This is a genomic window from Pilosibacter fragilis, assembly GCF_032490495.1.
GTDB classification, from domain to species: Bacteria; Bacillota; Clostridia; order Lachnospirales; family Lachnospiraceae; genus Pilosibacter; species Pilosibacter fragilis.
Window position 1 is genome coordinate 93,087 of the sequence record NZ_JAVYJB010000005.1, and the last position, 20,588, is coordinate 113,674.

Genomic DNA, 20,588 nt, shown 5'->3' on the forward strand with positions numbered 1-20,588 from the left:
ATCACAGGGGAGGAAAACAAAAGATGAGAAAGCTTGGAATGAAGATTGCGGTTGCTGCCGCGGTATTCTGCATGGCAATGCCATTTGCCTCATTTGCGGGAACATGGAAATCCGACGCGAACGGAATGTGGTACCAGTTTGATGACGGTTCCTATCCGAAGGGAAGATGGGCATGGATCGATACGGACAATGATGGAATGGCAGAGAGCTTCTATTTTGATGAAAACGGCTATGTCCTGAGAAATACGACAACACCGGACGGCTATCAGGTAAACAGGATCGGTGCCTGGGTCGTTGGCGGCGAGGTAAAGCAGAAAGCCGGTGGGGAGACGAAGAACAGCAGCTCTGGAACTTCCGGAAACAGTAGCGGTGGTTCCAACAGTAACAGCAATTCGAATAATTCCGGTTATTGGAATTATGGCTATAATTATGATCCGGACTGGTATCTGAAAGCTGATTACTTGAGCGAAATAGATAAGGCAGCTTATCACTATTCTTCAAAATATTATAATTGGGATGCTTACAATCCGGATGAAATAGCAAAAGTGAGAGAACAGGTTGACCGAATCGCGGCCAATCCGTGTGATGCGACCGCATCCGCTGAGATGGTCAGTGTGGAGATTCCGGTATGGAGACTGAGAAATGGCCAGAAGGTTGCCGGAACAGCGCATGTGCAGGTGTTAAGCTCCATCGCGAATGATGTAAAGGAGATCTTTACAGAGATCTATAATGGACCGGAGCAGTTCCCGATCGAGAGTGTCGGCGGATACAACTGGAGAAGCAACGGACTTGGAAGCAACCATAGTTCTGGAACTGCCATTGATATCAATCCTGACGCAAACCCGCAGATCGATGTAGACGGTACAACAGTTCTCGTCGGAAATAAATGGGAGCCGGGCGTGAATCCGTATTCCATTGGACGTGACAGTGATGTTGTGAAGGCATTTGGAAAACATGGATGGAACTGGGGAGCCGGATTCAGCAGAGCGGATATGATGCACTTTGATTACTAAGCAAAATAGAGATTTGATGAGAGACTGGGTATTTGAGGGTACCTGGTCTCTTTTTTATGTAACAGGAAATTCCGAGGAATTCCCTGTTACATAAAAAGGCACTAACGTGCCAAAGATGCGCACTCGCGCGAAGATGTAGATTGTCGCAAGTGACCGCGCGAGGCGCGAGAATGTGCCAAGGCACATTCTTTTTTATAATGGGAGATTTTTGAGAAATTCCATATTACATAAAAATATCGTGAAAAGTAACGAACAGAACGGAGAGGGAATAACATGTATAATCTCTGCGTATTCTGCCTATAATGTCTCATAGAAACCAGCCAGGAAACGGAGTGTTTACCATGAGATTCGGGAGGCGGAAGATCACTTATTATGATACGGAAGCGGGATTTGAAGCGGAGAAATTTGCGGCGAGACTTCTGCTTCTTTTGATGAATGAGATGCGGGCATCTGGCCGCCGCCAGGTGGTGTTTTTGTGTATCGGGACGGACCGGTCCACGGGGGACAGCCTGGGGCCGCTCATTGGTTCACGGCTGGAGGCGGAGGAGATCAGCAATGTGGTGGTGATCGGGACACTGGAACATCCGGTCCATGCGGTGAATCTTGACCGGACGCTGGAGCATATCGAGGAACATTATCCGGACGCGATCATCATCGCCGTGGATGCCGCCGTTGGTCGTTGGGATCATGTGGGGCTCGTGACACTGGAAAAAGGACCGCTCCGCCCGGGACTGGGCGTTCGGAAGGAGCTTGCCGCCGTGGGTGACATCTCCATTACCGGGATCGTCGGCGGGGCGGAGAGCGGGGATCCCCTGTTTTTGCAGAGCATCCGCCTGTCCATGGTCATGCGCCTGGCGGACTGCATCAGCCGCAGCATCTGTCTCGGGATGCGGATCATTGGGAGACGTGTCGAAAACTTTTCCAGTCAGGCTGCACCGTTTTGACATGTTTTGCGGGTGTATCATGCTATACTTCGGAAAGAATCCGACGAAGCACGGTTTCGTGGTTCGCGTAAATATAGAGGCGGCCGGTATCTGGACATGCCGGCCGCCTGAAGATAGAACGAGGTGACAGCATGGGAGAATTATACAATCCGTTTCCGAAACTTCCGAAAAATATCCGCCAGATCGGTGACACGGACCAGGTGGTCCGGCTGTATGTGGAGGATTATGTAAATACATATTTAAAGCGCCTGTATCCGGCGGGAAACCAGACGCTGCGGGTGGGACTTCTGCTGGGCAGCACGGAAAATTATGACGGGACGCCGTATATCTTTATCGATGGGGCCATCGAGATGGAGGACGTGGAGGTGTCCGGGGAGAAGATAGAATTCTCGGAGAATGCCTGGAAGAAGGCATACCGGGGAATTGAGGAGTCATTTCCGAAGCGGACGGTCCAGGGATGGTTTATCTGCGGGGCGCCGTCGAGCCAGTTGAGTCCGCTGAATTACTGGAAGCAGCACAACCAGTATTTCAATGGGAAGAACAAGCTTATGTACCTGAATCATGGACTGGAAGGCGAGGAGGCGGTCTATGTCACGTCGGAGGACGGATTTTACCGGTTAAAGGGCCACTGTATCTACTATGAGCGGAATCAGATGATGCAGGATTACATGGTGACGCGGAAAGATGTTCGCCGGGTGGAGTCCGGGTCCCACGAGAAGGTCATTAAGGATTTCCGCCAGCGGATGACGGTTCGGAAAGAACAGGCGGATGCCGGACGGCATATGTCCGGAATCCTGGGGACGGCCTGCGGGGTCCTCACGGTGGCGGTGCTGGCAGGAGGTGTGGTCCTCGTCAACAATTATCACAAGATGCGGCAGATGGAGTCTGTGCTGACTTCTGTGGTGCCTGCGGGGACGGCGAACTGGAGTGATTACCTGGACAAGCTGAATCAGGAGCCGGATTTTGTCATCGAGGAGCGCCCGGGAAATGTGTTCCCGACAGAGGCCAGCGGTGAGACCGGGGAAAGTTATGCGGCGGAGACTATGGAGACGACGGAAGCCGCGACGGATACGGAGGCCGCCAGCGTGGACAATCAGACGCAGAATCATAGTACAGGCAGTACAGATGGGCAGCAGGCGCAGTCCACGCCAGGCAGTTCCGGTGGGCAGACGGGCACAGTGAGCCAGCCGTCAGACACCGCGGCGGCAGCCAGCAATGAGACCGCCGCCGCATCCGGTGCTGTAGAGGAGGCAGTTCCGTCCACCAGCGCCGAGTCTCCGACCCAGCCCCGCGTCGGAATGGGAAAAGAGAGTGAACAGAGCAGCACGGAAAGTTCCAAGAAGGAACCCGTCGATTACGCTGCCGCGTCCGCAAACGGCTACCGGATCTATGAGATCGGTGACGGGGAGACGTTATACGGAATCTGCTGGAAAGAGTATGGAAATTTGAAGCGGCTGTCCGAAATCTGCGAACTGAACCACCTGGACAATGTGGACCATATTGTGGCAGGGCAGAAGCTGGTTCTGCCGTAAATTTCAGACTTTTCTCCTGTTAAAAATGTATCAGAACCTGTAAAAATTTTGAAAAATTATCTTGCAGGTCAAGATTGGTTCCGCCCCGCAAAATGAACTGCAATAAAAACAAAGAATTTAATGCGCATCTCCTGAAAATGGTGTATACTAGCCTATATATGTCCATTTTCAGGAGATTTTTATGAGTGATATGCAATCTATGGACAGAGAGAACAAAAAAAGGCAGCTCAGACAGAATATCGTACAGATGCCGGACAACGGATCGGAAGAACCGATGGATGGTGGCCGGCTTGCCAAATATAGAAGAAAAAAGCGGATCATCGCGGTTGCAGCCGTCTGCTTTATCGCGGCGTTAGGTTTTACCGGCTACCGGTACATGAATGAATATGAGTATACCGGCTACAGCGTCCAGTGGGAGCGGTCCATGCGCTACACAGAAAACTCTGGCGCGGATAAGAAAACACAGGTAGCAGAGACAAGTGCTGCGGCTGACAGCGCAGGGACAGACGGAGCCGGTGAGACTGCTTCGGCAGAAAGCTCCGGCGCTTCCGGGGCGGGAAGCGGAACCCCAGATGAGACGGCGTCCGCGGAAACTTCTGCACCGGCAGAAGCGTCAAAAACGGTCGGCGATAGCAGCTTTGTGAAGTTCGCCATGTTCGGCGACAACGTGATCAAGTATACAAAGGACGGCGCTTCCTATATCGATGCCTCCGGCAAAACGATCTGGACCCAGAGCTATGAGATGAAAACACCGATCATCAACATCAACGGGGACTACGCTGTGATCGCGGACCAGCAGGGAAACGAGATGTACATCTGCAGCAAAGAGGGATGTACCGGAACGGCGAAGACGCAGCTTCCGATCACGAAGGCGGCGGTATCTGCCCGCGGTGTCACGGCGGCAGTCGTTGAGGACAGCACGGCGAGCTACATATTCTACTTCAAGAAGGACGGCGAGTCGCTGGGGATCAACATCAAGATGCTCTTATCCGGAGATGGATATCCGGTGGACATCGCGCTTTCTCCAGACGGAAAACAGATCGTCATGTCCGTTATGTATATGAAAAATGGCGCTCTGAAGAACAAGGTGGCGTTCTACGATTTCTCTGAGATCGGAAAAAATGTCAACAACCGTTTTATCGCCGCTTTTGAAGAAGAATTTGATGACAAGATGGTGGGACGCATCCGCTACTTAAATGATCAGACGGTCTGCGCCTTTTCCGATAAAGGGCTGACCTTTATCTCTGTAAAAAATGTGATCCCGGACACAAATGTCACGTTTGTTCCGGTGGATGAAGAGATCCAGAGTATCTGCTACTCAGATAAATATGCGGCTGTCGTTGTCGACAGTACCTCCGGAAGTCCGTACCGGCTTGATGTATACAACACGGATGGAAAGAAGGTTACAAGCATTGATTTTGACTACGCCTACACAGGCGTCCTCATTGACGGGGACAGGCTTATCCTGTATAATGAGGAATCGTGCAGGGAATACAACCTGGACGGACACGAGAGGTTTAACGGACAGTTTGACTTTTCTGTATCGCTCGTAAGAGCAGGCAAAAATCGTACCAATTCTCTGATTACCGCAGGCAGCGAGGTAATGAAAGAGATTAAATTAAGGTAAATAAATGTAATAGTGAAAACATGTTACAACACTGATAACTGTGAAGAAAATGAACAGTTACCACACCTATGGATTATCAGGAGGAATGAAACAATGAACACAATCGACAATCTGGCGATCAATTCCATCAGAATTTTATCCGCAGATGCGATCCAGAAGGCAAATTCCGGCCATCCGGGACTTCCCCTCGGCAGTGCGCCGATGGCTTATGAGCTCTGGGCACACCACATGAACCACAATCCGGCAAACCCGGAGTGGGCAAACCGTGACCGCTTTATCTTATCCGGCGGACATGGCTCCATGCTGTTGTATTCCCTGCTTCACCTGTTCGGATACGGCCTTACAAAGGAAGACCTTATGAACTTCCGTCAGGTCGGCTCCCTGACTCCGGGACATCCGGAATACGGCCACACCGTAGGCGTTGAGGCTACAACAGGACCGTTAGGCGCAGGTATGGGCATGGCTGTTGGTATGGCAATGGCTGAGAAGCATCTGGCATCCGTATTCAACAAGGAAAGCTACCCGGTTGTCGATCACTTCACATATGTACTCGGCGGCGACGGCTGCATGATGGAGGGAATTTCCTCTGAGGCATTCTCCCTTGCAGGAACACTTGGACTTGGTAAACTTATCGTTCTCTACGATTCCAACCGCATCTCCATCGAGGGAAGCACAGACATCGCATTCCGCGAGAACGTGGAAGAGCGCATGAAAGCATTCGGCTTCCAGACAATTACCGTTGAAGACGGAACAGATATCGATGCCATCGGCGCAGCAATTGAGGTTGCAAAGGCTGATACTGAGCATCCGTCCTTCATCACCATCAAGACTGAGATCGGCTTCGGCTGCCCGGCTAAACAGGGCAAGGCAAGCGCCCACGGCGAGCCGTTAGGTGTTGACAACATCAAAGCAATGAGAGAGACTCTCGGCTGGCAGTATGAGGAGCCGTTCTTTGTACCGGAAGAGGTCTATGAGCATTATTCCCGTCTCGCGGAGGAGAAGGCAGACGTTGAGGCAGCATGGAACGCTATGTTTGCCGCATACTGCGACGAGTACCCGGAGATGGAGAAGCTCTGGGAGCAGTACCACACAGCTCCGGACGCAAAGTCACTGATCGAGAACGAGGCACTCTGGCTCACAAAAGACAAGGCAGAGGCAACACGTTCCCTTTCCGGCAAGATGATCAACATCTTAAAGGACATCATGCCGAACATGATCGGCGGTTCTGCTGACCTTGCTCCGTCCAACAAGACAGCCATGAAGGATGCGGGCGACTTCTCCGCAGAGAACCCGGCAGGCAGAAACCTCCACTTCGGCGTAAGAGAGCTTGCAATGACAGCGATCGGCAACGGTATCATGCTTCACGGCGGTCTCCGCGCTTATGTTGCGACATTCTTCGTGTTCAGTGATTATGTAAAACCGATGGCAAGACTTTCCGCACTGATGGGAGTTCCGCTGACATTTGTTCTGACTCACGACAGCATCGGCGTTGGCGAAGACGGACCGACCCACGAGCCGATCGAGCAGCTCGCTATGTTCCGCGCAATGCCGAACTTCCATGTATTCCGTCCGTGTGACGCGACAGAGACATCCGCAGCATGGCTGTCTGCAGTAACATCTGAGAAGACACCGACAGCGCTTGTCCTTTCCAGACAGAACCTCAATCCGATCCCGGGAAGCAGCAAGGACGCGTTAAAGGGCGGCTATGTGATCGATGACTGCGAGGGAACACCGGACGCAATCCTGATCGCAAGCGGTTCGGAGGTTGATCTTGCGGTTAAGGCGAAAGCAGAGCTTACAGCTGAAGGCAAGAAGATCCGCGTCGTATCCATGCCGTGTATGGATATCTTCGAGGAGCAGAGCGCAGAGTACAAGGAGTCCGTACTTCCGAAGGAAGTCAGAAGAAGAGTTGTCGTTGAGGCACTTTCCGACTTCGGCTGGGGCAAGTATGTCGGCCTCGACGGAGCTTATGTGACCATGAAGAGCTTCGGAGCAAGCGGTCCGGCAGCAAAATTGTTCGAGAAGTTCGGATTTACGGTCGAGAACGTTGTAAATACTGTAAAGACCCTGTTCTAATCAGATAGATGGAAAATGCGGCAGCCCGATGTGAAATGGGCGGCTGTGAAAAATAGGGGCTGGCGCCTGGACTATGGGGCGGCAGCTCCGCAAGGTCGTGTGCTGTCCGGACAGATGGCTGAAAGCCGTTGTTGGACGGATAGCGGAAAATCAGGGAAAAGGGGAGCACACATGAGTTTAAAGTGTATTGGAATCGATATCGGCGGAACAAGCGTGAAGCTCGGTATCTTTGAGGAAGACGGAACTCTCGTAAAGAAGTGGGAGATTCCGACAAGAAAAGAGGAGAACGGAAAGTATATCCTGGGCGATATTGCGGCTTCGATCCGCAGAATGGCAAAGGAAAGCGGTCTGGAGCTCTCTGATTTTTCCGGAGCGGGAATGGGATTCCCTGGACCGGTTCTTCCGAACGGACACTGCGAAGTGTGTGTAAACCTCGGCTGGAAGGCCGGAAATCCACAGCAGGAGCTCAGCAGACTGCTGGATGGTATGGTCGTAAAAAGCGGAAATGACGCGAACGTCGCGGCTCTCGGTGAGATGTGGCAGGGAGGCGGAAAAGGCTACAAAAACCTTGTCATGGTAACTCTGGGAACCGGCGTCGGCGGCGGCATTATCCTGAATGAAAAGATCTGGACCGGCGAACAGGGGGTCGGCGGTGAGATCGGCCATATCCATGTGATGGAAGGTGAGAAAGAAGCGTGCAATTGTGGCGGACACGGCTGCTTAGAGCAGGTGGCTTCCGCGACAGGAATCGCCAGAACCGCAAGAAGAATGCTGGCGGCAGATAACCGCCCGTCCACTCTCAGAAGCTTAAAGAACATCAGCGCGAAGAACGTGTTGGATGCAGCGAAGGCGGGAGATGCGCTTGCACTGGAATCCCTCAATAAGTCCTGCTATTACCTTGGCTGGGCTCTTGCGACGATCTCCATGGTTCTGGATCCACAGGCATTCCTGATCGGCGGCGGTGTATCCAAGGCCGGAACATTCCTGACTGATATTATTAAGAGGTACCACGATGAGTTATCTCCGATGGCAACAAAGAAGGCGGACATCGTTCTTGCGAAGCTTGGAAATGATGCCGGAATCTACGGTGCCGCGAAGCTGATCATCGGATAAAGAAGAGAGAGTCCGGTGACGGACTCCCTTTTTGCTGTGAACGCACATAGCGCATGTATGGGTGAAAAAGAAAAGTGTCCGCCATAAGCGGACACACATTACCTCTAAAAAAGAGGAGACCCCGGTCGCGACAACCGGGGCAATTATGAAAAATCTATGTGCAATTTGTCTAGTTGGTTAAGTCAAACGACTTTTTGTTTATGCAATAAGTATAAAAAACGAATGTGAACAAATTGTGAACGAACTATGAAGTTATTGTAACACATTCTTATTTGTACGTCTGAGAAAAACGCAATAGAAGGAGAAGATCAATGGCAGTTGAAGAACTGAAAAAAACACTTGTCCTGGGACACAGAAATCCTGACACGGATTCCATCTGCTCAGCCATCTGCTATGCTGGTTTCAAGCATCAGCTTACCGGCGAGAATTATGAGCCGTGCCGTGCCGGAAATGTAAACCCGGAGACACAGTATGTGTTGGATTATTTTAAATTAAAGGCCCCGCGCCTCGTGGAGAACGTCAAGACGCAGGTCAAGGACATCGAGATCCGCAAGACAAAAGGTGTGTCCCGTGGAATTTCCTTAAAGAATGCATGGGGACTCATGCAGGAGAACAACGTCGTCACACTTCCGTGTGTGACGGAGGAAGGTCTCCTGGAGGGCGTTATCACGATCGGCGATATCACCAAGTCCTACATGAACTTATATGACAGCAGCATTATCTCAAAAGCGTGCACGAAGTACGCGAACATCCTTGATACTCTGGAAGGAAGTATGGTAGTCGGCGATTCTGAGGCATATTTTGACCGCGGAAAAGTCCTGATCGCGGCCGCAAACCCGGACCTGATGGAGAACTACATCGAGAAACATGACCTGGTCATTCTCGGAAACCGCTATGAGTCCCAGCTTTGCGCCATCGAGATGGAAGCAGGCTGCATTATCGTCTGCGAGGGCGCAGGTGTATCCCTTACGATCCGCAAACTGGCACAGGAGCGCGGCTGTGCAGTCATTACGACACCGTATGACACCTACACAACAGCCCGTCTGATCAACCAGTCCATGCCGATCAGCTACTTTATGACGAAGGAAAACATCATCGAATTCTCTGAGGAAGATTACCTCGACGACATCCGCGAGATCATGGCGAGCAAGAGACACCGCGATTTCCCGATTCTTGATTCTGACGGAAAGTACATCGGCATGATCTCCAGACGTAACCTCTTAGGCGCAAAGGGAAAGAGTATCATCCTTGTGGACCACAACGAGAAGAGCCAGGCCGTAGAGGGCATGGAGAGCGCCGATATCCGCGAGATCATCGACCATCATCGTCTCGGAACTGTTGAGACCATGTCCCCGGTATTCTTCAGAAACCAGCCGCTCGGCTGCACCGCGACCATCATCTACCAGATGTACCAGGAGAACCACATGGAGATCGATAAAACGACCGCCGGTCTCTTATGCAGCGCGATCATCTCCGATACCCTGTTATTCCGTTCCCCGACCTGCACACCGATCGATAAGGCAGCCGGACTTGCGCTCGCGCAGATCGCTGGTCTCGATATCGAGAAGTACGCTATCGACATGTTCGCCGCGGGAAGCAACCTGAAGGGAAAATCCGACGGTGATATTTTCTACCAGGATTTCAAGAGATTCACGGTAGGAAATTCCGTATTCGGAATCGGCCAGATCACTTCCTTAAATGCAGTGGAGCTCAAGGATCTGAGAACAAGAATGTCCGCATATACGGAGAAAGAGAGAGAGCAGCATGAGATCGACATGATGTTCTTCATGCTCACAAACATTCTGACAGAGTCCACAGATCTGATCTGCACCGGACAGGGAGCGGAGCAGCTTGTCGCCAATGCATTCCATGTGAAGGATGAGGATGTGGAGAACGTCAGCGGACAGACCGGAATCGTGAAGCTTCCGGGCGTTGTTTCCAGAAAGAAACAGCTTGCGCCGCAGATCATGATGGCATTACAGTAGTAATTTTTGACGGCAGTTCGGCTGTGGGACCGGCTGGATCAGGAAAAGTCATGACCGGGCTGCCGTATTTATAAGTTGGAAGCAGCGGTTGTTACACATTTGAACGCAGATAAGCATTCCCCCGCTTCAAGTGCGCGGAGCACTAAGCGGTGGGTGAGTGGGATGCTTATGTCAGTGGGAGTTGAAAGCTCCCACTGACAGATCGCGAAGCGACTGCGTTCATGAGCAAGTAGCGAAGCGGATTGCGAATGTCCGCTTTACAGAAAGTACGGATGGCAGACACTGCAGGTGTAAGATGCCGGAAAGGTTGCGATTGAAGAAAGGCAGGATCTGTAAAGATGGGAAAAAGACAGTTTAAACCAGGAAATATGCTGTACCCGGTTCCGGCTGTCCTTGTGACGGTGGCTGACCGGGAAGGAAATTCGAATATTTTTACGGTGGCATGGGCGGGAACCATCTGTACGAATCCGCCGATGCTGTCCATCAGTGTCCGGCCGGAACGACACTCCTACCATATGATGAAGGAAACTGGGGAGTTCGTCGTAAACCTGACGACGGAGTCCATGGCCTGGGCGACAGACTACTGCGGCGTGCGCTCCGGGCGCGACGTGGATAAGTGGAAAGAGACCGGGCTGACCCCGGAGAAGGCGAACGTGGTGGATGTACCGGTGATCAAAGAGAGCCCGGTGAACATCGAGTGCCGTGTTGTGAAAGTGGAAGAGCTGGGAAGCCATCACATGTTTATCGCCGATGTCGTGGCAGTGGATGTGGACGAGGCGTACATGGATGAAAAGGACACCTTCCATCTTTCCATGGCGAAGCCGTTAGCCTATTCCCATGGAAGATATTATGGGATGGGCGAGGAGCTGGGAAGCTTCGGGTACAGCGTGAGAAAGCAGGAAAAGGGTGCGAAGGCTGGCAGGAAAACTTCAAAATCAGCGGAAAAAGCCGGAGGTGCCGGGAAAGTTCGAAAGTCTGCAGACGTGAACGGCGGAAAGAAAGCAACTACCCGGCCGGAACAAACCAGAAAGGCGAATAGTCAGAAATCCGACGGTCCGCGGAATGATAAGAAGGGACAGAAGTAGTCTGCAGAGTGACTGCAGTCATACGGAACAGTTAACCAGAGATAATTACAGCGACAGACAAAAGAGCGAGGCATAAGTTATGAAGAAAAAAAATATTCTGATGATCGGAATGCCGGCGTCCGGAAAGAGCACCATCGGCGTGCTGCTTGCGAAGCGTCTTGGATATTCCTTCGTGGATGTGGATCTTGTGATCCAGGAGAAGACCGGAAAGCTTTTGAAGGAGATCATCGCGGAAGAGGGCGATGACGGTTTCCTGCGTGTCGAGGAGCAGGCAAACCTAGAGCTGGATGTAGAGAAGTCCGTGATCGCGCCGGGCGGTAGTGTGATCTATGAGGCGAAGGCCATGGAACACTACAAAGAGACCGCGACGATCGTGTACCTGAAGCTTCGCTATGAGGATCTGGAATCACGTCTCGGAAACCTTGTGGACCGCGGTGTTGTCTTAAAGGACGGCATGACACTCAGGGATCTCTACAATGAGAGACTTCCGTACTACGAGAAATATGCGGACATCACACTGGATGAGACCGGAAAAGAGTTCGGTGAGCTGGTGGATGAGCTGAGAGCGTATTTTGAGAATTTAGAGAAATAAAATATCCCCGCCGCGTGAGAGAGAGGGGAACGCGGCGGGGAACCCGGGCACGGGGACAGGATTGGAAAGACCCCGGTGCCGGTATTACAAAATTAAGTGAAATAGCATATCAAATATCTTTTCCGATACTCTTCATATATTCTTTGAAATCATCCCCAAATTTCAACTTCATACACTCGAGAACAAGCTTCACGCAGCGATCGTCACCGAGTCTGGCGTTGTTGAAGGTCAGGTCATAGTTGACCGGATTTGTCCAGTAGTTGCCGCCGGTGTAATACTTATAGTAGTCCGCGCGGTACTTGTCCGTTTTCGTGATCAGATGGTGCGCTTCCTCGACAGTAATGTCATCCATGCGTTCCATGACACGGCGCAGGGTATAGCTTCTCGGTGCCTCCACATAAATGCTGACCACGTTGTCATAGTCCTTTAAGATATAATCGGCGCACTTTCCGACGATCACGCAGGATTCCGAAGCGGCAAGCTTCTCGATGATGATCTTCTGGTACTCGAAGAGCCGGTCATCTGAAGTAAATCTCGATAACTCACCGGTCGGTGAATGGCGTTTCGGCAGTGTCTGAAGCTGTTTCGTGATCAGACTGCCGTTTAAGGTCTCGTCGGCCTCTTTAAAGTAATGTTCCGGATAACCGCTGTACTGGGAAGCGAGCGTCAGGATACGGTTGTCGTAGCTGTGGATATTCAGCTCATCTGCCAGCTTGGCGGCGATTGCACGTCCGCCGGAACCGAATCCTCTGGCAACTGTGATAACAAAGTTTTTCATACAAGATCTCCCGTCCTTTCCGTAAATTTAACGCAGATAAAAGCAGAATAAATGTTTGATAAGACCGGTTGAAATATTGCACTCAGTCGAAGTTACAAAATGTGCGGAATTACTGTCAGATGTATACATTTGCAATGATGACAGCAAGAAAAGTCAAGTGGCAGGTTGGGCACAAATCTATTTTGTAAAGTTAAGGGTGATCGTACCGTCCTCGTTGTATACAACAGCATCCTTATCCATGGTGATTGCATCGATGGCGGCAAGATACTCATCTTTTGACTTGAAATATGGTTTTGCTTCCGCGATGACTTTCTTTCCGAGAGCGGCATCGTCCGCAAGAAGTTTTGCGGCGGTGAGCACAAGGCATTCTGCCGGATAGAGACAGCCGAGCTTCTTATCCTGAACATAGTAATCTTTGCCATGACCTGTTCCGATGGAACCGTTTGCGTGCGGGTGAAGGACCGGCATGATGGCGGACACATCGCCCATATCGGTGCTGCCGGTTCCCCAGCCGCCCTCAACGACGCTGTCAGGGCCTGCAACAGTCTCCATAGCCTCTTTCATGACAGCGGCCATATTTTTATCGTTATTTAACGGGAAGTAGCCCGGATGGTCATCAAGCTCCACATTGCAGCCGATGGCGGCGGCGGAAGCGGCGAGAGCCTGATTTACTTTTGTATTGTATTTGCGGATCGCGTCGAAGGAAGCGCCGCGCACATAGGATTCCACCTTCGCTGTCTCCGGGATCGCATTGACGGCGAGACCGGCCTCTGTGATGATCGGGTGGAAGCGGATATGGTCATTGTCTGTGAATGTCTCACGAAGGGCATTGACGGAGTTTAAAGCGCAGGTTGCGGCGTAGAGGGCATTTCTGCCGTTCTCCGGCGAGCCGCCTGCGTGGGCGGAAATCCCTTTGAATGTGATATTTTTTGTGACACAGCCGTTGCATCCGTCGCTGATGGAGAGCGCTTTTCCTTCCGGGAGCTTGCCGGAATGGATCATCATCGCCATATCGACACCGTCAAAGTATCCACGATGGATGAATTCAACTTTTCCGCCGAAATATTTGATGATGCCCTGTTTTCTTAAGCTTTCGCGGTATCCAAGCTCAATAAGCTCCTCAGCCGGAACGGAGATGAAACGGATGGATCCGCAGAGACCGTCGAGAGCGCCTGGCTCCTTTAAGGCAGCGGCAGTTCCGAGAAGAACGGCACACTGGGCATGATGGCCGCAGGCGTGGACGTAATGGGTCTCCGGATCACAGCACGGGTGGTTTGCAACGATCAGGGAGTCCAGCTCGCCGAGGATCGCGATCTTCGGACCCGGCTTTCCGGTGTCGAGATCTGTGTAGAATCCAGGGATGTTGCCGGCTTTTGTAAGTGTGTAGCCAAGCTCCTCAAAATGCTGTTCCATGTAGGCGGAAGTCTTCCACTCGCGGAATCCTGTCTCCGGATGTGCCCAGATATGGTCAGCGGTGTCATAGATCAGTTTTTCGTATTTTTCGACGAGAGAAATTAATTTTTTAGAATCTACCATTGTTTTATTACTCCTTTATAAAAAAGTCAGGTAACTGTTCAGCAGGTCTGCGCATTTACTGCGCTGACCGTAAGAAAACTTAGACTAGAAGGCAAAAATCCTATCGGCACAGCCGATGTGGAATGGATTTTTGCGCGTAACTGTGAGGAATGAACAGTTACAAAGCCAGTTATGAATCTGCCAGGTGCAGAAAAAGCTGAAACGGGTACTTTCCTGCCCGGACAGGTGCTGCGGATGTGAAAGCTTATTCGTACAGGAAACAAGCCACCATATGTCCGTCACCGGTGTCCACGAGCTTCGGAATCTCTTTCTTACAGCGTTCCGTGCAGTGCGGGCAGCGGCCTGCGAGCGGGCAGCCTACCTGATCCCCGATCGGGCTCGGGATATCGCCGGTGAGGGGCAGACGCTCTTTTTTATCAAAGGGGCTTTCCGGCGGGATCGCGGAGAGAAGCGCCTTAGTGTACGGGTGCTTCGGATCTGCGTAGATTCCCTCCGAAGTGTAGAACTCCATGACACGTCCCAGATACATGATCATGATCCGGTCGCTGATGTACTTGATGATGCCGAGGTCATGGGAGATAAAAACATATGTCAGGTTAAACTGCTTCCGCAGGCGGCGGAAGAGGTTGATGACCTGTGCCTGGATCGAAACGTCCAGTGCGGATACCGGCTCGTCGCAGACGATGATCTTCGGCTCCATGGAGAGGGCGCGGGCAATGTTCACACGCTGCCTCTGGCCGCCGGAGAACTCGTGGGGATAGCGCTCCATGTGCTGGATGTCGAGACCGACCTCCTGAAGAGACTCTAACGCTTTCTGGCGGCGTTCCCTTGCGGTGTCACCGATGTGGTGGACCTTCATCGCTTCTTCAATAGAGTAGGAAGCTGTTTTTCTCGGGTCCAGAGAGGAATACGGATCCTGAAAGATCATCTGGATGTCCCTGCGGGCTGCCTCGCGCTCGTAGACCGGCAGATTCCAGAGATCCTTGCCATTGTAGGTGATCGTTCCGGCGGATGGCTTGTGGAGCTTTACAAGACAGCGGCCAAGCGTGGATTTGCCGCATCCGGACTCACCGATGATGCCAAGGGTTTCACCCTCATAAATATCAAAAGAAACATCGCTCAATGCGTGGAGAAGCTTACTCTTTTCCCCTAATTTCTTCCCGCGGATCACGAAATCCTTACTGAGATGATCGACGCTCATGATTACATTTTTTTGCATGTCACATTCACTTCCCCTCGTGTTAATCTGTGCTCGCCGTCCTGTCTGTGGCATGCCACGAAATGTCCGGGAGCAACTTCCTTAAGCGGTGGTACCTGCTGTCTGCAGATCTCCGTCGCGTAAGGACAGCGGTTATAAAAGTTGCAGCAGTGGCCGGTAAGGCGGAGATCCGGCGGTGTGCCCGGGATCGTCTTTAAGTCCTCCTTCGTGGAGCTGCTGAGTTTCGGCATGGAGTCAAGAAGACCCCAGGTGTACGGGTGAAGCGGCTCTTTGTAGAGCGTCTTTGTATCCGCGTATTCTACGGTATTTCCTGCATACATGACCATGACGGTGTCGCACATCTCCCAGACAACGCCAAGGTTGTGGGTGATGAGTAAGATCGCTGTGTTGAGCTTCTTCTGGAGATCCTTTAAAAGCTCAAGAACCTGTGCCTGTACGGTCACATCGAGGGCGGTCGTCGGCTCGTCAGCGATGATGAGCTTCGGATGTCCGCAGACAGCCATGGCGATGATGACACGCTGGCACATACCTCCGGAAAGCTCGTGAGGATAGGCATCCATCCGTTTCTCGGCTTCCGGGATGCCGACAAGCTTCAAGGCTTCAACGGCTTTGTTCCAGGCCTCCTTTTTGCTGACCTTTTCATGCTCTCTGATCATTTCCACCATCTGGTGGCCGATCTTGAATACCGGATCGAGGGAAGTCATCGGGTTCTGGAAGATCATGCAGCACTCATCGCCGCGGAACTTTTCCATCTGTGCCTCAGAGAGATTCCGGATGTCCACACCGTCGAAGATGATGGAGCCATCTACGATCTTTCCGGTCTTTGACGGCATGAGCCGCATCACGGAGGCACTTGTGACGCTCTTTCCGGAACCGGACTCACCGACGATCCCCATGGTCGTGCCCTGACGCAGGCTGAAGCTTACGCCATCGACAGCCTTGGAAACGCCGCTTGCCTGATAGAAATATGTTTTTAATCCATTTACTTTTAAGATTGCATCGTTTTCACTCATAGCCTGCACCTCCTACTGTTTCATTTTCGGATCCATGACATCACGGATACCATCGCCCAACAGGTTGAAACCGATAACAGTCACGAGGATAAACGCGCCTGCGGTTCCCGCAACGTGCGGGGCGGTTGTCAGGCAGTCACGGCCGACACGGAGAATGCTGCCCCAGGAGGCGGTCGGAAGCGCGATGCCGAGTCCTAAGAAGCTTAAGGATGCCTCGGAGATGATAGCGCTTGCGATACGGAGTGTCGCGTAAACGATGATCTGGGATACACAGTTCGGCAAAATATGTAAGAACAGAAGTCTTACCGGGGAAACACCGACAACGCGGCAGGCGTTGCAGTATTCTTCTTCCTTTACGATCAGTACCTGGCCTCTTGTGACACGGGCAAATCCCGGTACGCTTGCGATACCGATGGCCAGAATGACGTTCATGACGCCGTTTCCGAGAACGGTGATCAGGATCATGGCTAACAGGATGAACGGAAAGGAGAACATGCCGTCCATGATCCTCATGAGCACCGCGTCGATCCATCCACCGAAATATCCGGCGGTAAGTCCGATGAGAACGCCGATGATCGCGCCGACGATGGTGGCGCCTACGGCGACGATCATGGAAATACGGGAGCCGTAGATGATACGGGACAGGATATCACGGCCAAGGTCATCCGTGCCGAAGAGATGTCCGGGAGTGCCGATTCCCTTAAAGGGCAGGACCGGGTTGATCGCGTTCGGGTCATATGGCGCGATGAGCGGGGCAAATACGGCGATGACTACCATAAAAGCCACGATGAAGAAGCCAACGAGGGCTGTTTTGTTTCTCGCTAATTTATGCCAGGCATTGTTCGCGTTCCGCTCTTTTACGAGCATTGCGATATTGGCATCCATTCCAAGCGCCTCACCGGAAACAACGGAGGACGCAGCAGCAGGTTTTTTCTTTTTTGATAATGTCATAACTCATCACCCCTTTTCCAGTTTAACTTTCGGATTCAGAATCGCGTAGGCGATATCGACCAGCATGTTGCAGAAGACGAACATGATCGCGGAGAACAGGACCGCACCCTGGATCAGGGAATAATCGCGGTTGTTGATCGCGGTGTTGATCATGGTTCCCATGCCCGGCCAGGAGAAGATTCCCTCGGTGATGATGGCACCGGTGAAGGTTCCGGCGATCTGCAGACCTAAAACTGTGATGAGCGGCGGGAGAGCATTCTTTAATCCGTGGATCAGGATGACTTTGAGTTTTTTGATTCCACGGGCTCTGAGACATCGGATGTAGTCGCTGCTCATGATATCGATCATGCTGGAACGCATGGTTCTCGCAAAGGTTGCCATCGGGATCGTCGCGAGACAGAAGCCGGGAAGGATCATGTGGCTCACAACATCGCCGAAGCCTTTGGAGAGATCGCCCATACCCATAACAGGCAGAAGATTCATTTTAACGGAAAACTGAAGAACCAGCATGAGCGCCAGCCAGAAGATCGGCATGGACACACCTATGAGCGTGATGACCATGACAATGTAATCGAAGATCGTATTCTGCTTTAATGCAGCGATGATACCAACGCTGGTTCCGATGATGAAAGCGAAGAGAAGTGCTGTCAGCGTCAGGGTTAATGTGTTCGGAATTCTGGAAGTGATGAGTGGAAGAACGTCCTGACGGTAGCTGTAGGAGTAACCAAAGTCACCGTGGACAAGTCCGCCAAGATAGAGGGCGTACTGCTCAGGGAGTGATTTGTCGAGGTTCATCTCGGCTCTCATAGCTTCGATGTCCTCCGCATTTGCCTCGATACCTAAGATCGCCACTGCCGGATCGCCCGGAAGCATTCGTGTGAGGCAGAAGGTAAGTGTGACGACGACCAGAAGTGTGGGAATCGTCTGCAATAATCGTTTTATGATGATCTTTCCCATATAAATCCAATCCTTTCATAGCTGTCCTGTTCTCTTCACCGGGAAGAATGTGAAGAGAATGGAACAGTTAAATCTCTGTGAGTGTACAGAAAAAGGGAAACAAACTTAGGATTTGCCTCCCCCTTTCTATGTGTGGAATCCAGCTGCTTTGTGTCTTTAGCACTCACGCAGCGACCGCCGGTTTTCGTAATCCGGGCTATCACCCTGCTTACTCAAACCGGTTTGGTCGTCAAATTCTATTTTTCAACCCAGATATTGTTGAATGGTGTTGCGACTAACATCTGATTATCGGCACGGAGAACTGCGTTATGTACCTTCGGGGATACGGCCCAGTTCCGGCACTCGTATGCGTAGTAGATACCGGTGTATTCGTTCATAACCTTCTCAATGACTTTCTTATAGGACTCCGCGCGCTTTGCGTTGTCTGTGGAGCCAAAGCCTTCATTTAAGAGCTCATCCAGTTCCGCATCGTTGTAGCCGCCTGCGTTGGAGGAGGCGTGAAGTGTCTGGGAGCTGAAGAACTTTCCAAGGAAACCGTAAGGATCCGGATCGCTGTTCCAGCTTACTCCGTAGCTGTTTACAACATCGGACTGCCAGGAATCAACGACCGCTGCGGACCAGTCGGCCATGGTGGAAGACTTGATATCAAGTGTTACACCGATCTGGCTCCAGTAGTACTGTAACATCTGTGCCATCTTCTCGCGATAGGTAGTGGAACCAATGTAAAGGCTCATGGTAAAGCCATCCGGGTAGCCTGCTTCTGCGAGGAGCTTCTTTGCACCTTCCGGATCGTAGGACGGTACAAGATCATTGTATGCCGTGTCATAAGCGAAGGAGTATACCGGAAGCGGCTGATAAGCTCTTGTGCCTTCGCCGTACTGATAGATACCGGCTACCATGGAGTCGATATCGACAGCCATTGTGAGTGCTTTTCTGACATCAGCGTTTGCGGTCGGTCCGTTCTGCATATTGAAGCGGACAAAGGTGACAGCGGAACTCGGTGCCTGAAGTAAGAGGTCCGCATCCTGCGCACGCTTGATGGCTTCGCCCTGAAGATACATCGCGATGTCGACCTCACCGGTCTGGACTGCGTTGATCGCCTGATTGGAATCGGAGATGATTCGGAACTCGATGCCGTCTACGTTCGGCTCTGTGCCCCAGTAATTCTCATTTTTCTTTAATGTGACTTTTTCATCGGTTACGATCTCTTCCAGTGTGAAAGCACCTGTGCCGACGATGTGGGAACCGAAGTCTTCTCCCCAGCCTTCAACTTCCTCTTTCGGGAGGATTGCGTTTCCGATACCGGCTAACTGAGAGATAAACGGTCCTGCAACAGATTTCATATGGATAACGACCTGTGTCGGGCTTGCAGCTTCGCAGTAATCGAAGAAATCACGGCAGATACGATCTGTGGTACTCTCTTCCTTGCTTCGTTCAAGAGAGTATACAACATCATCCGCGGTCATCTTTCTTCCGTCCTGGAATTTACCTTTCTGGAAGTATACATCATCACGGAGGTTGATGGTGTAGGTCAGGCCGTCATCACTGACAGTGTAATCAGTTGCCAGACTCGGAATCACCTCTTTGTAATCCTTATCCCAGACAAACAGGGTATCGAGAACATTGTACATAATGTGGTTTTCGTACATGGTTGAGTAGGCTTTTGGATCAAGAGTGCGTGGGGATGAAGGCATTGACACAACAAGCGTTCCGCCTTTTACTGCTTCGCCGTCACTTGAGCCGACCGCGATACCTCCGCCGAGTGTCTGATCCGTGGACTTTGCGTCCGGGGATACCGCATTGGAGGAAGCCGCTGCTGTTTCAGCGGTGGAACCGGCTGCTGTTGTGGAGGATGTCTGGGAACCGCCGCATCCTGCCAGGGAAGATGCTGCCATAACGGCTGCAGCTGCGAGTGCAATAAGTCGTCTCTTCTTCATAAATGAATCTCTCCTCTCTCTTTTCTTTTACGAACGATCCGGGTGGGGAATCTCCGGTGCCGGTGGGTATCCGGCAGTCGCTTCCGGAGAACCGGAGGAACTGCTCAATAATCTTACAGTGAAGTCCGGGTAAAAAAGAAAGGCGCACTTTTGTCAGAAGTTATCGCCTTTGATAGTTGGAATGGATCGTTAATAAAATTATGTGCTTAAGAATAAAACCATAACTTAAA

At 51.6% G+C, this 20,588-nt stretch carries 16 protein-coding genes; 9 read left to right on the top strand and 7 right to left on the bottom strand.

Annotated elements, in window-relative coordinates; genetic code table 11:
* Positions 1-23 precede the first annotated feature (23 nt).
* From ABCW45_RS06200 to ABCW45_RS06240, 9 genes are all read left to right on the top strand, one after another.
* Positions 24-1,013, top strand: a complete 990-nt coding sequence (locus ABCW45_RS06200) for a M15 family metallopeptidase (protein WP_207659883.1) — start codon at positions 24-26, stop codon at positions 1,011-1,013.
* 341 nt (positions 1,014-1,354) lie between these two features.
* Positions 1,355-1,957, top strand: a complete 603-nt coding sequence (gene yyaC, locus ABCW45_RS06205) for a spore protease YyaC (protein ID WP_015552908.1) — start codon at positions 1,355-1,357, stop codon at positions 1,955-1,957.
* A gap of 131 nt (positions 1,958-2,088) precedes the next feature.
* The gene (locus ABCW45_RS06210; protein WP_117483584.1) at positions 2,089-3,489 is read left to right on the top strand and encodes a LysM peptidoglycan-binding domain-containing protein; all 1,401 of its coding nucleotides are present in this window, start codon (positions 2,089-2,091) and stop codon (positions 3,487-3,489) included.
* A gap of 181 nt (positions 3,490-3,670) precedes the next feature.
* Positions 3,671-5,116, top strand: coding sequence for a DUF5711 family protein (locus ABCW45_RS06215; RefSeq protein ID WP_343220485.1), 1,446 nt, complete (start codon positions 3,671-3,673; stop codon positions 5,114-5,116).
* Between the two features lie 93 nt (positions 5,117-5,209).
* Complete coding sequence (gene tkt / locus ABCW45_RS06220) at positions 5,210-7,192, top strand: transketolase (RefSeq protein WP_117567256.1); 1,983 nt, start codon at positions 5,210-5,212, stop codon at positions 7,190-7,192.
* Between the two features lie 171 nt (positions 7,193-7,363).
* On the top strand, positions 7,364-8,305 hold the full coding sequence (locus tag ABCW45_RS06225) for an ROK family glucokinase (RefSeq protein ID WP_015552913.1): 942 nt from the start codon (positions 7,364-7,366) through the stop codon (positions 8,303-8,305).
* Between the two features lie 311 nt (positions 8,306-8,616).
* Positions 8,617-10,290 carry a putative manganese-dependent inorganic diphosphatase gene (locus ABCW45_RS06230; RefSeq protein ID WP_120039858.1) on the top strand — a complete coding sequence of 558 codons (1,674 nt, stop codon included), beginning with the start codon at positions 8,617-8,619 and terminating at the stop codon, positions 10,288-10,290.
* 338 nt (positions 10,291-10,628) lie between these two features.
* Entirely contained in the window at positions 10,629-11,375 is a 747-nt protein-coding gene (locus ABCW45_RS06235; RefSeq protein WP_343220486.1) for a flavin reductase family protein, read from the top strand.
* A gap of 79 nt (positions 11,376-11,454) precedes the next feature.
* Positions 11,455-11,967 carry a shikimate kinase gene (locus ABCW45_RS06240; protein WP_117471033.1) on the top strand — a complete coding sequence of 171 codons (513 nt, stop codon included), beginning with the start codon at positions 11,455-11,457 and terminating at the stop codon, positions 11,965-11,967.
* Positions 11,968-12,076: 109 nt separating this feature from the next.
* Here the strand turns inward: ABCW45_RS06240 and ABCW45_RS06245 are convergent, their stop codons facing one another.
* The 7 genes from ABCW45_RS06245 to ABCW45_RS06275 all read right to left on the bottom strand — a co-directional run bounded on the left by ABCW45_RS06245 (position 12,077) and on the right by ABCW45_RS06275 (position 20,358).
* A complete protein-coding gene (locus ABCW45_RS06245) occupies positions 12,077-12,745 on the bottom strand; it encodes a cytidylate kinase-like family protein (protein WP_343220487.1) in 669 nt (222 codons plus the stop codon).
* 177 nt (positions 12,746-12,922) lie between these two features.
* On the bottom strand, positions 12,923-14,281 hold the full coding sequence (locus ABCW45_RS06250) for an amidohydrolase (protein ID WP_343220488.1): 1,359 nt from the start codon (positions 14,279-14,281) through the stop codon (positions 12,923-12,925).
* 244 nt (positions 14,282-14,525) lie between these two features.
* Complete coding sequence (locus ABCW45_RS06255) at positions 14,526-15,500, bottom strand: ABC transporter ATP-binding protein (RefSeq protein WP_343220489.1); 975 nt, start codon at positions 15,498-15,500, stop codon at positions 14,526-14,528.
* On the bottom strand, positions 15,485-16,513 hold the full coding sequence (locus tag ABCW45_RS06260; protein WP_117471030.1) for an ABC transporter ATP-binding protein: 1,029 nt from the start codon (positions 16,511-16,513) through the stop codon (positions 15,485-15,487). Before ABCW45_RS06260 ends, ABCW45_RS06255 begins: the two co-directional genes overlap by 16 nt.
* 12 nt (positions 16,514-16,525) lie before the next feature.
* Positions 16,526-17,464, bottom strand: a complete 939-nt coding sequence (locus tag ABCW45_RS06265) for an ABC transporter permease (protein ID WP_242990670.1) — start codon at positions 17,462-17,464, stop codon at positions 16,526-16,528.
* 6 nt (positions 17,465-17,470) lie between these two features.
* Entirely contained in the window at positions 17,471-18,421 is a 951-nt protein-coding gene (locus tag ABCW45_RS06270; protein ID WP_117483576.1) for an ABC transporter permease, read from the bottom strand.
* 236 nt (positions 18,422-18,657) lie between these two features.
* Positions 18,658-20,358, bottom strand: coding sequence for an ABC transporter substrate-binding protein (locus tag ABCW45_RS06275; RefSeq protein WP_117471029.1), 1,701 nt, complete (start codon positions 20,356-20,358; stop codon positions 18,658-18,660).
* Positions 20,359-20,588: the final 230 nt, after the last annotated feature.

Excerpts from the sequence above, each read along its gene's own strand:
- ABCW45_RS06250 (WP_343220488.1), bottom strand. The coding sequence starts at position 14,281 with ATGGTAGATTCTAAAAAATTAATTTCTCTCGTCGAAAAATACGAAAAA.
- ABCW45_RS06270 (WP_117483576.1), bottom strand. The coding sequence starts at position 18,421 with ATGGGAAAGATCATCATAAAACGATTATTGCAGACGATTCCCACACTT.
- ABCW45_RS06200 (WP_207659883.1), top strand. The coding sequence starts at position 24 with ATGAGAAAGCTTGGAATGAAGATTGCGGTTGCTGCCGCGGTATTCTGC.
- ABCW45_RS06245 (WP_343220487.1), bottom strand. The coding sequence starts at position 12,745 with ATGAAAAACTTTGTTATCACAGTTGCCAGAGGATTCGGTTCCGGCGGA.
- ABCW45_RS06235 (WP_343220486.1), top strand. The coding sequence starts at position 10,629 with ATGGGAAAAAGACAGTTTAAACCAGGAAATATGCTGTACCCGGTTCCG.
- tkt (WP_117567256.1), top strand. The coding sequence starts at position 5,210 with ATGAACACAATCGACAATCTGGCGATCAATTCCATCAGAATTTTATCC.
- yyaC (WP_015552908.1), top strand. The coding sequence starts at position 1,355 with ATGAGATTCGGGAGGCGGAAGATCACTTATTATGATACGGAAGCGGGA.
- ABCW45_RS06230 (WP_120039858.1), top strand. The coding sequence starts at position 8,617 with ATGGCAGTTGAAGAACTGAAAAAAACACTTGTCCTGGGACACAGAAAT.
- ABCW45_RS06215 (WP_343220485.1), top strand. The coding sequence starts at position 3,671 with ATGAGTGATATGCAATCTATGGACAGAGAGAACAAAAAAAGGCAGCTC.
- ABCW45_RS06265 (WP_242990670.1), bottom strand. The coding sequence starts at position 17,464 with ATGACATTATCAAAAAAGAAAAAACCTGCTGCTGCGTCCTCCGTTGTT.
- ABCW45_RS06240 (WP_117471033.1), top strand. The coding sequence starts at position 11,455 with ATGAAGAAAAAAAATATTCTGATGATCGGAATGCCGGCGTCCGGAAAG.
- ABCW45_RS06210 (WP_117483584.1), top strand. The coding sequence starts at position 2,089 with ATGGGAGAATTATACAATCCGTTTCCGAAACTTCCGAAAAATATCCGC.
- ABCW45_RS06225 (WP_015552913.1), top strand. The coding sequence starts at position 7,364 with ATGAGTTTAAAGTGTATTGGAATCGATATCGGCGGAACAAGCGTGAAG.
- ABCW45_RS06260 (WP_117471030.1), bottom strand. The coding sequence starts at position 16,513 with ATGAGTGAAAACGATGCAATCTTAAAAGTAAATGGATTAAAAACATAT.
- ABCW45_RS06255 (WP_343220489.1), bottom strand. The coding sequence starts at position 15,500 with ATGCAAAAAAATGTAATCATGAGCGTCGATCATCTCAGTAAGGATTTC.
- ABCW45_RS06275 (WP_117471029.1), bottom strand. The coding sequence starts at position 20,358 with ATGAAGAAGAGACGACTTATTGCACTCGCAGCTGCAGCCGTTATGGCA.